The sequence below is a fragment of the Dyadobacter sediminis genome (assembly GCF_005860765.1).
Classification (GTDB): Bacteria; Bacteroidota; Bacteroidia; order Cytophagales; family Spirosomataceae; genus Dyadobacter; species Dyadobacter sediminis.
Map to the genome: position 1 here is coordinate 226346 of NZ_VCEI01000030.1, position 16184 is coordinate 242529.

At 44.4% G+C, this 16184-nt stretch carries 9 protein-coding genes; 5 read left to right on the plus strand and 4 right to left on the minus strand.

The features are described 5' to 3' along the window. Window positions 1–646: 646 nt before the first annotated feature. The gene (locus FEM55_RS22320; RefSeq protein ID WP_171036637.1) at window positions 647–4474 is read left to right on the plus strand and encodes a malectin domain-containing carbohydrate-binding protein; all 3828 of its coding nucleotides are present in this window, start codon (window positions 647–649) and stop codon (window positions 4472–4474) included. 291 nt (window positions 4475–4765) lie between these two features. On the opposite strand, the gene FEM55_RS22325 is transcribed toward FEM55_RS22320, so the two are convergent. From FEM55_RS22325 to FEM55_RS22335, 3 genes are all read right to left on the minus strand, one after another. Further along, window positions 4766–6220, minus strand: coding sequence for an FG-GAP repeat domain-containing protein (locus FEM55_RS22325; protein WP_229209378.1), 1455 nt, complete (start codon window positions 6218–6220; stop codon window positions 4766–4768). Between the two features lie 122 nt (window positions 6221–6342). Continuing rightward, window positions 6343–7680: an argininosuccinate lyase gene (gene argH, locus FEM55_RS22330; RefSeq protein ID WP_138283540.1), complete on the minus strand. Its 1338-nt coding sequence runs from the start codon at window positions 7678–7680 to the stop codon at window positions 6343–6345. Between the two features lie 133 nt (window positions 7681–7813). Beyond that, window positions 7814–8320, minus strand: a complete 507-nt coding sequence (locus FEM55_RS22335) for a C40 family peptidase (protein ID WP_138283541.1) — start codon at window positions 8318–8320, stop codon at window positions 7814–7816. Window positions 8321–8572: 252 nt separating this feature from the next. Here FEM55_RS22335 and FEM55_RS22340 point away from each other — a divergent pair, with 252 nt between their 5' ends. Together FEM55_RS22340 and FEM55_RS22345 are read left to right on the plus strand one after the other, a co-directional pair. Further along, complete coding sequence (locus tag FEM55_RS22340) at window positions 8573–9745, plus strand: AIR synthase-related protein (RefSeq protein WP_138283542.1); 1173 nt, start codon at window positions 8573–8575, stop codon at window positions 9743–9745. A 188-nt stretch (window positions 9746–9933) separates the two neighbouring features. Further along, window positions 9934–11646 (plus strand): PQQ-dependent sugar dehydrogenase, encoded by a 1713-nt coding sequence (locus FEM55_RS22345; protein ID WP_138283543.1) that lies wholly within the window; start codon window positions 9934–9936, stop codon window positions 11644–11646. 41 nt (window positions 11647–11687) lie between these two features. On the opposite strand, the gene FEM55_RS22350 is transcribed toward FEM55_RS22345, so the two are convergent. Beyond that, window positions 11688–12410 carry a hypothetical protein gene (locus FEM55_RS22350; RefSeq protein ID WP_138283544.1) on the minus strand — a complete coding sequence of 241 codons (723 nt, stop codon included), beginning with the start codon at window positions 12408–12410 and terminating at the stop codon, window positions 11688–11690. Window positions 12411–12537: 127 nt separating this feature from the next. On the opposite strand from FEM55_RS22350, the gene FEM55_RS22355 reads away from it, so the two are divergent. Continuing rightward, window positions 12538–12975 carry a hypothetical protein gene (locus FEM55_RS22355; protein WP_138283545.1) on the plus strand — a complete coding sequence of 146 codons (438 nt, stop codon included), beginning with the start codon at window positions 12538–12540 and terminating at the stop codon, window positions 12973–12975. A gap of 984 nt (window positions 12976–13959) precedes the next feature. Continuing rightward, window positions 13960–16167, plus strand: coding sequence for a phage head spike fiber domain-containing protein (locus FEM55_RS22360; RefSeq protein ID WP_138283546.1), 2208 nt, complete (start codon window positions 13960–13962; stop codon window positions 16165–16167). Window positions 16168–16184: the final 17 nt, after the last annotated feature.

The window sequence follows — 16184 nt, forward strand, 5'->3', positions numbered from 1 at the left end:
CGAAAAGGAATTTAATTTAAAAGATGCTATTGTCCGTCTTACATTTTATTTTGTCCATTCCGGCAAATATTTTCGATCCGTAAAATTATTTTTGAGCATTTTTGTTATCATTTGAATTCGATTAAGTTTAACGGGTTTATATTTGTAAAGTGATAAACAGTAAAAAGTTCATTGATCATTTACTGCATTGCCAGCCATTCTTTCAAGCACTACAAAGAGTTAATAATCAGCTGCAATTTTCTTCATCAAGTATTTATCCTCTTTGATCTGGTTATAACATACTTCAAATTATTAAATCAAATTTCCATTGCAAATCAGAAAACCAATATGGATTACATTTAGAAAAGATGTTTCAGAATGATAAAAATAAATAGTTTGACAAAGCAACCCGCGTATATAAAATGTCGTTTAAGTATTAGAAACGGCCAGTTTACAAGATTGGTATTCTAATATTTTCAGGCCTTTTTCAGGAATAATGAAATCGGAATAAAGTTTCATCTTTAATTAATTTCTAAAATATTCAATCCATTTTTTAACCTCACACTTAGCCTTTTTGAATTGAATTTGCCTTACTAAAAATTGCCCGGAATTACATTTAATGAATTATTACTCATCAAAATCAAAATAACAAATTATGACAAAATGTATGTACATTAAACCCTTTTATTTACTTGCCCGACGCGGAAAAATGCATCTGATGACCATTCTGTCCTTTGTGCTTTTTTCTGCCGTGCAAAGCAAGTCTGCCACGGAAAACAACAAACTTCTTGCAGACGGCTGCTCGCCGGTAAGTACATTGGCCTGCACTGCAGTTGGCGTTAATCTTCCGTTTTCATTGTCCTTTAACTCGGCCGTTTCCGGAACCATTGCAGACAAAAATGGACAGGGAACCGGTTTTACAACCGTGAACGCTTACTCGGGGAACCGCCTTGCCGTAGACGGCACGCCGTCCAATGCATCGGTACCGGGCTACGAACCTTCTAAAATCACGCTTGCAAGCGGCCGCCTGCAGATCGTTGCAGGTAAGGGAATTGACTACCTGACCAACAACAATCAACTGAATGTACTGGGCGCAAAGATCAGCCCGACTTCAAAAATCCAGCTTCAGGTAAAACTTGTCAATCCATACAATGGTACGCAGTCGCAGCAGGCCGGACTTTGGTACGGGCTTAACGACAAGACTTTTATCAAACTGGGAATTACCGGAAACAAGGTCGAGCTCAGAAAGGAAACCAATGATGTTTCCAGCACCGTTTCAGGTACGGCCAACCCCGACCAGCGCAGAACGGAAACCATCAGTGGCCTGAACTCCCAAACTGTAACGCTGCGAATGGTGGTTGATACGCAGGCTGAAACCGTAGAAGGCTTCTACTCTACGGACGGAATCAATTTTGCGAGCACCGGAACCCAGTATGCATCCTCTTCACTAAGCATCAGCGGAATGAACCTGACAAGCGGAGATTTATACGCAGGGATATTTGCAACTTACCGCAATGGCTCTTCGGCAATAACCTATACGTTTGATGATTTTGCTGCGGTTTCACTTGCAGCAGCAGCACAAACTGCAAGCATAAACTTTCGTCCGCAGGGCACCGCTGCTCCTTCCGGTTACAAGGCTGATAACGGCTTGCCATTTGATGCAGGTCGCGGTTATGGCTGGTTTTCAGCGGTTAGCGGACAGCCTGCTGATTATACCACCAACACGCGGTTAAGAACCGGAACCGTTACTGCAAGCCAGCTTTCGTTGCTGATCATGAACGGAACGGCCAATAATACAGATCCGGGTTACTGGGAATATGTGATTGCCAATGGCACTTACCGCGTAACGGTAAGTGTAGGGGACAACAATTATTATGACAGCAATCATCAGATCAATATTGAAGGATTGCCTGCAATCACTGATTTCACGCCTTCTTCCTCCAACAAGTTCCGGGTTTCAACGGCTGTTGTACAAGTTAGCGACGGCCGGCTGACCATTGATGCAAAAGGAGCTTTAAACAGTAAAATAAACTATGTTACCATTGTACCGGCCACTACGGTTACAGATGCAACAAATCCGACAGCAAGTGCGAGATTAACGGGAACGCTGAGATCTGCCGGTGTGTACGACAAAGAAGCAAAAATATTCCTGACTGCTGCGGATGCGGGCGGATCGGGCCTGAAAACTTTCCAATATTCAATCAATGGCGGCGCTTATACCAATTACGCAGCTCCATTCACAGTTAATACACCCGGAAATTACAGCCTGACAGTTAGAGCAACGGATGGCAACAATAACCAGACTATTTCCAAGGCTTACACTTTCAGCATCTATTCACCACCTGCTCCTTCGGGCAATGGCTATATGGTGCTGAAAAACCTGGATAACTTCCCGGCCAACGACCAGCTTACTTTTTCACTGATCCAGACACCATGGAGAAGAACAAGCCCGGACACAACAGCTTACAACGCCAATCATGACAAGGTAAAACTGAGAATAAACAGCAAAGGAACAGGACAGCTTTCTATAAGCAGCCTGAATTTGTCCAATACTTCCGCCTGGAAAATCGCTGCTGTCAATACGAGCACTTCGCCGTCCTACCCGGTGAATATCAGCAGCGGCAATTATGTGGATGTTACGGTTCAGTTTATTGCCAAAGATGCTTCAACAAGGGTTAAAGTATTTCATGATACACTGACAATCAACAGCAACGACAAGGATGCACCGGTGAAGAAAGTAGTATTGCATGGCTTGTACCAGAAAGCGGGCGAAGGCAAAAACGAGCCTTATGCACAGGAAATCATCAATGCATTCGGATTTACATCCAAAACAGGTTACGGAGCCAATGACGGATCCATCAAAGGAACTTCAGTGGTACCAAGTTCACATGAAGTTCCTGCTTCCTACTTTGTAAGAGCGGATCAGAGCAAGCCTGTTACCGTGTATCAGATGGCGGCATATCATGGCTGCTGCGCCTCGGTTGAATCTTTCAAGTACCATGCCAAAGGAAGCGGCACATTGACGACTTTGTTTACGCACAGCGAACTTGACGGACAGTCTTTGTCTCCAAGGCTTAGAAATTCCGCTACCAAACTGGCTCAGGCTTCCTTTACGCCGTCCGGTTCTTTTGGTATCAAAATCGGATCGACATCCTGGTCTGACAGAGCAAAAAATACAGGCAATCTGATTGGTATCCGGTTTTTGAAAGTAATTGACCGCAACGGAAATGTTGTCCCGAATGCCTATTTTGTGAATGTGGACTACATCAACAACTCGGCGACCAATTACGATTATCAGGATCTTATCTATTACATCGAGAACGTAAAACCGGAATCGGGAACAGTTAATTACTCTGATCTGGCCAGTTCAACTTCTGCAGTCAACTTTAATCCGACCTTAACGGGCGCAAGTGCATCTGTAAACGTTACGCTTAAAAACACAGGAACAACGTACTCCAACGGTTCAACGGATCCTGTGGTCAATATCAAAAGCGTACGAATTTCAGGGCCGAACGCCAGTGAATTCACCGTCGGAGCGCCGGGCACAACAACACTTTCCGCACAAGGTACAACGCCTGTAAGCGTGAAGTTCAGCCCGAGCAGCGTCGGAATTAAAAATGCAGAATTGCTGATTAACTACAACAATGCAAATACGCCGCTCCGCATTCCGCTTTACGGAATCGCAAACAACAGCACTTCTACGGTAAGCGTTGTGAAAAGGATTAAAGGCGGCTCGGACAGCAACGTGACCATTGGCGGAAATGTTTATGAAAATGACATTAACTACCGTACGGGATCTGTAAGACTTGACAAGCAGGTAACGCTTAGCGATGTAAAAGGAACAGACATTGATGTGCTTTATCAGACTTACTTGTCGGCTGCGACAGACTTGGCTTCAACCGGATATAATATTCCGCTTGCAAATGGAAATTATATGGTCCGTATGCACTTTGTGGAAAATTACTGGTCGGAACAAGGCGCGCGCGTATTCAGTGCCACGATGGAAAATCAGAAAATCATATCCGATTTCGATATTTTTAAAGAAGTTGGTTACCGAGCGGCACTGGTTAAAGATTTCAACACAACGGTTAGCGATGGCGTACTGAACATCCAGTATGCTCCTAATGTCAACAGGCTTGCACTTGCAGGTATCGAAATCTTTAAAGTGAACAACAACAATCAGCGTACAGGTGCTGAGGAAGCAGAAATCAGTCTGGAACCTGAAATAACGCAAAGAGAAATCAACGTTTTCCCTAACCCGAATTTCGGCAGCAACATTAATATTGATGCAAAGAATTTTGGTGCAAATGAAGAAGTAACTTTCTCTGTCATCAACGTTTCAGGCAGAATACTGCAGAGCAAAACGGTGGCTTCGGACAATACAGGAAATGCAAATGTTTCCCTGCAATTAGGAAATGATGCCGAAAAAGGAATTTACATCATCAGTGTTTCTTCCGAATCCGGAATCATGCGATCCAAACTGATCGTTGAATAACAAAAAAGCTCCCGGATTTTTCGGAAAGCTTTTGTAAAATGCAGCAGCCTTAACCGGCTGCTGCATTTTTGTTTTCAGGCAAATTCAAACCGGAATTGTAAAGTATTAGAAGAATATAAAAGTGTAACTGATCCTGTAAACCAACTTCCTGATTTACAGCAAATAATCAAAAATGTTATAAAAACTGTGAACTTCTGTACATGCCTTTCATCAAGCGTTCATCTCCATAACAGCTACAAGCTAACCGCCAAAAGCTAAGGGCTAAAAGCTACATCAATCAACCACGCAACCTTACTTTTTCGTGTTCGTAAGCAGCAGCATTTGCGGGAAAGACATCACGCCGTGTGAAACAAGTTTGGAAACTTCGCCGACCGTGTGAAAATAGGAACCCAGCACAATGTCGACATCGCCGTCTTTATCAAAATCTGCAGCTTCCATCGTCAGCCATTTGCCGGGAGCAGCAGCAGGCGTGGCAGATGCCTTGAAATTCATTTTACCTTCATTGGAAAGATAAATAAACCCGTGTGCCGGATTGTCGAGGTCATTATAGAAAGAAGTTGCGGCAATATCGAGGTCACCATCCTGATCAAAATCCCTTGCTACGGCTTTGCTTGCGCCGTATAGCGGATAAAACCAGGCTTCCCTGAAATTATCCTTGCCGTTGTTCAGGTAAATCCTTACGCCGTGGTAATTTTTTTTAACCGGAGAAAGGTCCCAGTTGTCGCCGTTGGTCAGCAGAATATCCTGATAGCCGTCCTTGTTAAAATCGGCAAGTTCAAAGTAGCTCATTCCGTAAGAAGGCGGAAACTGAAGCACTGTTTTTTCCCTGAACTTTCCGTTTCCAAGATTATAAAAAACAGAAATTTCTTCTCTGGCCTGCGCCATCAATGCGATGATGTCCGGTTTTTTGTCGTGGTTAAAATCAGCAATCTCCACTTTTCTTGCACCCGGCAGATTTTTCAGAATATGCTCTTTTTCAGGCTGGAAGTTATCCAGCCAGCATAACTTTCCCGAATGGTTTCCAAAACCGCAAATCACGGCATCGTTTTTCCCATCCATATTCAAATCCGCAGATGCAAACTGTACAGGCCTTGGCAGAAGCTGAATATTCAAACTTGTTCCGGCCGGACCGGCCGTTTTTTCAAGTGACATCAGTCGTCCGAGCTTTTGTTCAGAAGGTGGAAAAATACCGATTGTGAGCAATGACGGCGGTGCATTTCTTGGAAAATCCATGTCGGTCGGCGGCGTATCAAGCCACCATGTATCGCTGAGCCGAAATGCACTGTCCAGCACATACAATGCATTCTGCGCGTCGCCAACATATAATTGTGAAGAAGTCCGGTCGTATTTCAGCAGTGTGGTTTTGGGAACCGCATGGTCGCTGACCGTGATTTCCCTTGCACTGAACAAGGCAAGCTGATCTGAAACCGGCGGCTGGGGCTTTTGCGGGAGCGGCTCCGGAGGAGCCTCCTGCGTGTAGTATTTTACGATTTTTTCCCATTCCGCATTGGAAAGCTGCGCAGCATCCGGATAAATGTTGAGCCGGCGGATTTCTTTTTCCTCTTCCGGAAGAAGATCTGCAAACGGGTCTTTGTCCGGAAATTTTACTCCAAGACGTTGTCCCATATTCGGCAGCACACTATTTGCCCACGTATATTTATCCAGTAAAGCAGGCTCGGGAAAAAGATGGCAGCGCTGGCAATACTGCATGGCCAGCTGCTTTCCTTCTGAAGCGGAATCCGGCATTAAAACCTTTTTCTCAGTTTCTAAAAAGGAGGTTTGGTTACGAGTTTCAACATTTGCCGTAAAACTCATGACCCAGATGGAAACAGCAATAAGCAGGCATAATTTTGCTGACGGCATCATACTTATTTGCGGATCAGATCTTCCAGAGCCTTTTTGACCTTGTCATATTCAAATACAGCAATTTCCCGTTTCATTCGCTCACGGATTTCGTCTGTCTGCAGATTGCCGATGCTGCCTTCATGCGTATGCTTCAACGCACGCGGCGCAGTGTAACTTCCGTCACCGATTTCGGCTCCGACCTGCCGGTAAGCGTCACGAAAAGGCACGCCGCTAATCACCAGTTCATTAACACGCTCTACGCTGAAAAGCAGATCATATTTGGAATCGTCCAGCAGGTTTTGCTTTACTTTCATATTCTCCAGCATAAAAGCAGCTATGTCCAGGCATTCCAGAATTTCGTCAAAAGCGGGCATCAGAATTTCCTTTAACAACTGCATATCACGGTGATATCCGGAAGGAAGATTGCTCAGAACCATTGTTACTTCCATCGGCAATGCTTTCATACGGTTGGTTTTTGCCCGTAACAATTCCGCCACATCCGGATTTTTCTTATGCGGCATAATGCTGCTTCCGGTTGTCAATTCATCAGGCAAAGTAATGAAACTGAAGTTCTGGCTATTGTACAGACAAACGTCCATGGCCAGTCTGGAAACGGTGGCGGCCAGTGAAGAAATCGCCATTAAAGCAGCCTGTTCCGTACGGCCTCGGCTCATTTGCGCATACACGACATTGTGATGCATGCCTTCAAATCCCAGCAAATCGGTCGTAAGCTGCCGGTTGAGCGGAAAAGAAGAGCCATAGCCTGCACCGGAACCCAGCGGATTGCGGTTGGCAAGGCGGTATGCAGCATTTAGCTGGATAACGTCATCAACAAGCGCTTCAGCATATGCGCCGAACCATAAGCCGAAAGACGAAGGCATGGCAATCTGGAGATGCGTATAGCCGGGCAGCAGATCGTTTTTGTGTTCTTCGGAACGGCTTGCCAGTACGTCAAACAGTTTTTCTGTGGCCTGAACAACCTCGAACAGGCGCGCCCGCGTGTATAATTTCATATCCACCAGCACCTGATCGTTGCGGGAGCGGCCGCTATGGATTTTTTTTCCGGTGTCGCCCAGTTTTCGCGTAAGCATCAGCTCCACCTGCGAATGAACATCTTCAACGCCGTCTTCAATGACAAACCCGCCATTTTCAATCAACTGATGAATCTGTTTCAGTTCGCCGCGTAATGCTTCCAGTTCGTCAGCAGCCAGCAAGCCGATTGTCTGCAGCATTTCAGCATGCGCCAGATTTCCCAGAACATCGAATTCAGCCAGATGAAGATCCATTTCACGGTCTTTTCCGACTGTGAATTTTTCGATTTTTTCAGAAGTTACGGTATTTTCCTTTTGCCAGAGTTTCAAAATACTTGAAAATAAGTAATGTAAAAGATCATTTTGATCCGGCAAATTTACAAGCAATCGGGAAGAAATCAGGATTCAGCCTTTATTTCTGCCAGCATTAAAACAAGTAAAAGGATTTTAATTCAAAGCATTGTCAATCCATCAACCTTTTGATTGCCACAAAGCGCTTCTGATAATAGCTGGCATTCAGCAGATCGTAGCGAATGCCGCCTTTCCATGCAGAATGGATAAAACGCACATAGCCCGGAGCTACTTCGGTGATGATCCCGACATGGCCGATGCGCTCGCTTGCCGCACTGTTGCCTTTGAAGAAAATAAGATCGCCCGGCCTTGCGTCATCCAGTTTGACGGTTTCACCGTGCTCTGCCTGTGCGGAACTCGAATGCGGCAGGGAAATATTCCATTTGTCAAAACAGTATCTTACAAAACCTGAACAGTCAAAACCTTTCCTGGAAGCGCCACCCGAGCGGTAAGGAATATGCAGATGCTTTGTTGCAAAGGAAACGAGCGATTGTACCGCATGAAGGCTGTCAGGAGACGCCGGCGGTGCTGCTTTTGAACCGGCCCATGCTAGATTGCAAGTGGAAGTGACAGTCAGGAAAAAGGCAAAGGAAACAAAGGAACGACTTAAAAATGGCATGAAAAATGGTTTTGGTCCGGCGCTCAAACCCCTGAACAGGAGATTGTATGGCTTTTACTATTTTAAGCTGATATTTGTAAAACTAGGACTTTTTATGAGCATATCTAATTCTATATTTTGATTAATTTTCAATACTTTCTGTAAGTTACTGATTGATCTGAAGAAATGCGATCTTCATTAAAGTAAAGGTTTAAGCACCTTTTTGCCTATTTTTGTGCCTTTAAAAGGATTAAAACCAATAAACAGGTTCAGATGAAAACAACCGACCGTTATCTCCAGCGCGGCGTTTCGGCATCCAAAGAAGATGTGCATAAGGCAATTGAAAAAATAGACAAAGGGCTTTTTCCAAAGGCTTTCTGCAAGATTGTCCCCGACATGCTTGCTGCCGATCCCGAATACTGCACCATTATGCATGCGGACGGCGCAGGGACCAAAACTTCTTTGGCATACTTGTACTGGAAAGAAACCGGCGACATTTCAGTCTGGAAAGGCATTGCACAGGATGCCATTGTGATGAACACGGACGATCTGCTGTGTGTGGGGGCAACCGGACCGATGCTTTACTCCTCCACGATTGACAGAAACAAGAACCGCATCCCGGGCGAAGTCATTGCCGAGGTAATCAACGGAGCCGAAGAAATCCTGGAAATGCTGCGCAGCTACGGCGTTGAAATATACAGTACCGGCGGCGAAACGGCGGATGTAGGCGACCTTGTGCGGACGGTTACCGTAAACAGTACAGTGATCGCACGCATGAAAAGATCCGAAGTAATTGATAATGCCAATATAAAAGCCGGCGATGTGATTGTAGGACTTGCATCGTACGGACAGGCAACTTATGAAAATGCCTATAACGGCGGAATGGGAAGCAACGGACTTACATCGGCAAGGCACGACGTACTTGGAAAATATCTGGCGGAGAAATATCCGGAAAGCTTTGACCCTGAAATAAATACCGAACTGATTTACAGCGGCAGCAGAAAACTGACAGATCCCGTTGAAGGCAGTCCGCTGAATGTAGGCCAGCTTATTCTTTCCCCGACGCGCACTTATGCACCGGTGGCAAAGGCATTGCTTGACGAGATGCGCCCGCACATTCACGGCATGGTGCACTGCAGCGGCGGCGCTCAGACGAAAATTCTACATTTTGTTGATAACCTTCACATTATCAAGGATAATTTATTACCCATACCGCCCCTGTTCAGACTTATCCAGCAGGAAAGCGGAACAAGCTGGCAGGAAATGTACAAAGTTTTCAACATGGGCCACAGGCTTGAAATCTATTTGCCCGAAGCACACGCAGAAAAGGTCATAAGCATTTCCAGATCCTTCGGAATAGATGCGCAGGTAATCGGAAGAGTAGAAGAATCTCCGGCGAAGAAACTGACTATACGGAACGAATCCGGCGAATATCATTACAACTAATTTCTGCAAAGCAGTAGAAGCCTTCCGGTCAGCCGACTGGAAGGCTTTTTTATGGCCTCATTTTCAATATTATACCTTTTTTTACAATAGTAAAGCCTTGGAAGGATTCAAGATTCCACTGGCACAATGTTATAGATGAACATGTAGAACTATTTTAAATTTTCTTCATCATCTTAAACTTCCGGCTTATGAAAAATCTTGACTTTCCTGGATTTTCCCGAAATTTTTTGCTACTGCTTTTTTCAATAATGCTTGCCAGTCAGGCCATTTCACAGGCTCCTGACGTGAAGATCAACATGACGCCCGTTATTACAAACCTGACAGCGCCGATGCAGATCGTACATGCCGGCGATGGCTCCAACCGGATTTTCATTGCCGAAAGAAGAGGCGTTGTGAAAGTTTTCGAGGCCGGCTCACTGGCTTCGCCTTCCACTTATCTGAATATGAATTTGCCGGACTCAACGGTTGGCGCGCAGGGCGAAGGCGGTTTGCTGAGCATCGCATTTCACCCCGACTATGCAACAAACGGCTACATTTATACTTATTACACAGATCGGGCTGGCGATCTGGTTCTGGCAAGATACACCGCCGCAACTTCTTCTGCTGCTACAATTAATGCAAATACGCGCTTTGAAATCCTGAAAATACCGCATCCTGTAAACAGAAACCATAATGGCGGAGAACTTCATTTTGGCTACAATGACGGCTTTCTGTATTTGTCCACTGGCGATGGAGGCGGCGCCAATGACATTCCCAGAAATGCCCAGAATCCATCCAGTCTGCTTGGAAAAATACTGAGGATCGACGTGAACATGCCGGCAGGAGAAACAGGCAGTTACAAAATACCGGTTGATAATCCGTACGGAAATGAAGTTTTCGCAACAGGTCTGAGAAATCCGTTCCGATGGAGCTTTGACCGGGAAGAACACGGTATGTGGATCGGCGATGTAGGCCAGGGAGCATTGGAAGAAATCAATTTTTTACCGGATGGAAGCGTAAATGGCGCCAATTTCGGGTGGAGGTGCTATGAAGGAAATGCGGCAACGCCGGGTATTGACAGAACCGGCTGCGGACCGATAGAAAACTATACCGTACCCGTTTATACTTACCCGAACAGTACCGAAAGAGGAAAATCGGTAATTGGCGGCGTGGTGTACAGAGGCCGGAAACACCCGCTTATGTATGGCTACTACATTGGCATGGATTATTATTCGGGCGACATTCACAAGATACTTGCCGATGGTTCTGTAAAAGAATACCAGACTTCCGCGCTGGCCGGCGTTGTGGACATCGGTGAAGATGAAAGCGGTGAAATATATGCCGTAGCCGGCAATGCTGTTTACAACATTTATACCGAAGAAGGCCTGCCGGTAACACTGCTCAACTTTTCCGGTTTCGCCGGCAATGAAGGTGTAAAATTAACCTGGCAAACTAATGAAGAAAGGAATTTCCGTGAATTTGAGATAGAACACAGCAACAATGCGATCGGTTTTGAAAAAGCAGGAACTATACCGGCCGCAAATGCCTTATCCGGCTCGAATTATACCTTTTTTCACCGGAATACAGGCAAAGGAAACTTCTACTACCGTCTGAAAATGATTGATACGGATAATACTTTCAAATACTCCCGAATGATTACCGTCAACATGACCGGCATGTTCAGCGAAAACTTTGTAAGACCTTCCATAATCAGCAATGGTACGATCAATGTGGTTATTGACGAGCCTTTTCAGTCGCTGGAACTGATCAATACGAAAGGACAGGTTTCACAGAAAGAAGAGATTTCCGGCAGGAACGGCGCTGTAAGTATTCCTTTAAAAACACCGGCATCGGGGATTTACACAGTTCGTATGGCCGGCCCGGACAAAGTTGTTCAGCAGAAAGTACTTGTAAAGGAATAGACGATGTGTATGGTATTGTAAAACCTGAATTGAAATGCATTTCAGTTCAGGTTCAGACCGACGGCAAGGCCGAGATAGGGTTTGCCGTTGTAAAGCCAGTATATGCTGTTTTTATCCAGCAGATGATCGATGCCACCTATGATGCCGAACGTAAAATTGTCAATACCCATAATCACCGCAGCGCCTTTTGACCAGATCATGCCATCGTATTCAATGGCAATCTGGTTGCTGGTAACATAAGGATTCATGGCAGTAGCGCCCAGTCCGGTGATGACACCGGCAGAAATACCGTAATGTTTAATCTTCTGATTGATCTGTCCGATCGGATTTCTGTCATAGGAAAGCCGGTACGTATCGTTTCGGAAACCAAGGTAAACCGCACCATTGAGGTTATTGCTGAATTGTCTGGGAAAGGATTGCACGGAAGGCCGGAATTTGAGCGGAATAGTCAGAACATCAATATCAAAACCATTTTGCCAATACCGGTTTGCACGAATGGTTTCTGCATTTGCTTTCTGCGGGTAGCTTTGCTTCGGAAGCGAAGAAGCTTTCAGGGAAAGTCGCTGCCAGCCTTTTTTCAGCGCATAGACGATGACAGAATCTTCAGTATTTTCAATGTAAACCTGCGCCCTTTTGCCTTGTACCCGGGAATGGTAAACGCCGTCGGCAAAAGCAAATTTAGGATTGTCTTTCAAACCCTTACACCCGTATAGCGTTACAACCGAAGTGAAAAGCAGCAGCATTACGGCTCTGAGACGGATCATGAAAGTTCTGTTGATACGCATGTAATTTATGAAATATCCGGCTTTATCTGCACGGAATACAAAGCACATGATTTTTGGCAGGGCATAATATTTTAAATATGGGGATAAATACAGTTAAAAACCGACTATGAAAGCAATAAACAATATTTCCGCCGGGCTTGCAGGTGCCGTTGTCCTCAATATCCTGCATGAAAGCGCAAAACAACTCTTCCCAAAAGCTCCGCGTGTGGATCTGGTCGGAGAAGAGGCCCTTTCCGACATTATGGAAAGTGCAGGCATGGAACCTCCCAAAGGCAATGCATTGTATGGTGCCACGCTGGCTGCCGACATTGCAAGCAATGCATTGTATTACAGCCTGATTGGCCAGGGTAAAAAAGAAAATATATTGTGGCGAGGAGCCGGAATCGGGCTTGCAGCAGGAATCGGCGCACTAACCCTCACAAAACCGCTCGGCCTGAACGATGCGCCTGTAAACCGCACAAACACAACGAAAGCGTTAACCGTTGCCTGGTATCTCATCGGCGGACTGGTCACTGCTTTGGTACTAAAAGGAACAAACAAATAAAGTTTTCCAAAACGTAAGTAAACAATACATTCCCGGCATTTGGCATCACTGATCCAAATGTCCGGGAATGATGGTGTATAAGCATGGATTAAAATGATTTGGCAAAAGCGATGAATTGCTGCAAGCAATATTTACATCGTGACGATAAACCATTGTTTAAAATCAATGAAGGTAATTAGTTGTACCATTTACCATTTTAACTACTGTTACTTCTAATCACCAAAGTTAATTACCGATAGCTGTCTGTACTCAAAAAAGCCTTCGTATTGTCTGGTACGGTAGAAATAATTCACCTGAAAATTAAAAAATATTTTAGGTTTAAAGACTGTCTGCAACAATTATGAGCCATAAACGACGTCATTCAATGGTTTGATCAATCCGGTATTTTTCCTTTAATACCTAATCTGTTTGGATTATGGTATTTATATAAGAATGCCGGCTTCAGAGAAATTATTATAATTATATTTGTTAGCCTTTCTTCTGCTTTTTCATAATCCATTAAACTTTTGTTATACTTCTGTACAATTGCGTGTTAATGCATCAATTCCGTATATCATTCAGTCTTTTTTTAAGATTTCAATATATTTAAAAAAGAAAATAGTTTAATTTTGGCATGAACCAATTATATTGTTTAGCAAAGTCAGGCAAGCAATATCTTTGCAATGCGTTCAGTTATAATGAACACGCACACTTCGGGTTTTTTCCTGAATTTTATCAGATTTCAATTAAGTTTGGGTAAGAAAATTCAATATTCAGTACAGGATTGTTGTTTGAATGCCGAGCTGTATATAGACTCTTAAGTAATTTATCAAGTGTTGTTTCAATGTCTTTCTGAAAATACAATGAAAGATATTGGTGATTGGCAGCGCATTTATGATGAACTTCAGATGAATATTACTACACTTTTCAACTTAACATTTAGTAAAATATATTCTATAACTCTGTACTGTATACTGATTTATAATTTTATTATTTTTTTGGCAGATGTTAACACCTATAAAAGTTTTTGATTTCAGGCAGGAGCCTGCATATGTAAGCAATGATTTTTCCAGTTCAAGAGCAAGTGAGGCATCATACTACGGATCAGACGGTTATTTGCATTTTACAGAACCGGGACAAGAAGGCCTTGCAATTAATGAAGATCTAGACAGCATCGCCTGGATTAAAGTAGGAATCACCACCAGTACATCCGAAAATGTTTCTGCCATTGACAGGCCAGGCAATGCCATGAAACTGATAGAAACCGAAGGTTCGGGAGAACACCGGCTTTCACTGAACGCAACGGTTGTACAGGGCGAAATTGTCACCCTCAGCGTTTTCCTGAAGGCGGGAACGGCAAGTCGCGTACAATTCAGCTTTGCGAGTTCTGCAAGTTATACCGGAGGCAACCCGAGCGTCAAATTTGATCTTGCAGCCGGTTCGGTAATCTCCACCAGCTCCAATTTAGTTGATTTTAAAGCCAGTTATCAGGAAAATGGCTGGTGGAAACTTTCCATTACCGGAATGCCCGATCTTGATACAAATTCGGGATTGCACGTTTACCTTCTGAGTGACGGAGATTCGATAAACTACGAAGGCCGGGAAGACAAATTTCTATATATATCCGGCAGTCTGCTGGAACAAGGCGGCAATTCTACAGGACACCCTTTGCGGTATACTTACAATACTGCGGAAAACAGGCCCTATCTTGAAGGTGTGCTTATTGAGCCGGCAGCAATAAACCTTGTACCGTATTCACAGACACTTATCAACAGCAACTGGAGGAAACAGTATGCTACCGTTGAAGAAAGCGGAAGGAAATCGCCGGATGGTGAAAATCCGGCATACAGAATTCAGGAAAATAATTCATTTACTGCACATTATATTGTTCCAAGCCCGATTATCGCTACGGAAATAGGAAGAACTTACACCATGAGCGCCTACCTGAAAGCAGGCGAGCGCAAATGGGCTTATTTCAATGTAAACGGACTGACTGTTCATTTTGACATTGCAGAAGGTATCGTCGGAAATAAAAGCAGTATTTTTTCTTCTGTACTGGTTCAAAAAGTAAATAACGGCTGGTTCAGATGCGTTGCTACTTTTATCACTTACCTTCCGTATACTTTTACAGTAATCGGTCTGGAAGAACAGAATGGACGTCAGTTTTACAAGGGCGACGGATCAAGCGGAATATATGCCTGGGGCGTACAAGTAGAAAAAGGCTTGACGGCAACCAGTTACATCCGTACCAATGAAAGACCTGCAAAACGTGCTGCAGATGTTGTTACATTAATCAAACCCGAAAACAGCGGCCTGCATGATGTATTTATACAAAGAATGGATGGCGGAAAGTGGACAAGCAAGATCGATGGCAACTATGAAATACCGACTTCTGCCAGCGTAACGCAGGTGATCAACTTTTATGACTCGGATGAAAGCATCATCAGCAAGGAAGAAACGGCACAGAACCTGTTTCCGCAGGAATATGCAGAAGTTGGCGAAAGCGGCACGCTGATTACCTTCTTTGAAAGAATGTATAATGCACAGCATGCCAATAAAAAATGGTCATTGCTGAAAGCTATTAACAAATCCTCTCCCATTTATCGTTTTGAGGTCAAAAGCGGAGACGTATGGTATGGAGACATAAACAACCAGAACCGTGAACGCTCGGAATTTTACATGAAGAACTCAGATCTGCCTTTTGATCAGGACATCTGGCTTTCTTTTTCCATGCGCATAGCGGAAGGCGACGCACTGAACCTTGCCCCCACGGAGTTCTGTTATATCGGACAATTTCATGCAAGTCCCGACGAGAACGATGTGAATTCACCGCCAATTCTTGCTTTGCGGATGGATGGTCTGGATACCGTGAATGTTTTCACCTGCTCGACCATGGACAACCCGCACAGGCAGAGTCCGAAATCGATCCTCAGAGGAAGCAGTCAGTTTACGCGTGGAGTCTGGCACAAGATTGTAATGCGTACGCGCTTTTCCACTACACGAGGGCAACTGCAATGGTGGAAAAACGGAGAAGAGCTGATCAATCTCTCGGGTATTGAAATTGGTTATCCTGATAAAATCGGGCCATACTGGAAATTCGGGATTTACCGTTCGCCGATGCCGCAGACACTTACCATTGAATACGCCAATATGGAAATTTCCTACGATAATTCGCTTCGATCACGCATTGAAGGGCCATTGCTGATTGTCTGATTACCTGAACTGAATTT

Excerpts from the sequence above, each read along its gene's own strand:
- FEM55_RS22320 (WP_171036637.1), top strand. The coding sequence starts at position 647 with ATGTACATTAAACCCTTTTATTTACTTGCCCGACGCGGAAAAATGCAT.
- FEM55_RS22325 (WP_229209378.1), bottom strand. The coding sequence starts at position 6,220 with ATGCCGGATTCCGCTTCAGAAGGAAAGCAGCTGGCCATGCAGTATTGC.
- FEM55_RS22335 (WP_138283541.1), bottom strand. The coding sequence starts at position 8,320 with ATGCCATTTTTAAGTCGTTCCTTTGTTTCCTTTGCCTTTTTCCTGACT.
- FEM55_RS22340 (WP_138283542.1), top strand. The coding sequence starts at position 8,573 with ATGAAAACAACCGACCGTTATCTCCAGCGCGGCGTTTCGGCATCCAAA.
- FEM55_RS22345 (WP_138283543.1), top strand. The coding sequence starts at position 9,934 with ATGAAAAATCTTGACTTTCCTGGATTTTCCCGAAATTTTTTGCTACTG.
- FEM55_RS22350 (WP_138283544.1), bottom strand. The coding sequence starts at position 12,410 with ATGATCCGTCTCAGAGCCGTAATGCTGCTGCTTTTCACTTCGGTTGTA.
- FEM55_RS22355 (WP_138283545.1), top strand. The coding sequence starts at position 12,538 with ATGAAAGCAATAAACAATATTTCCGCCGGGCTTGCAGGTGCCGTTGTC.
- FEM55_RS22360 (WP_138283546.1), top strand. The coding sequence starts at position 13,960 with ATGTTAACACCTATAAAAGTTTTTGATTTCAGGCAGGAGCCTGCATAT.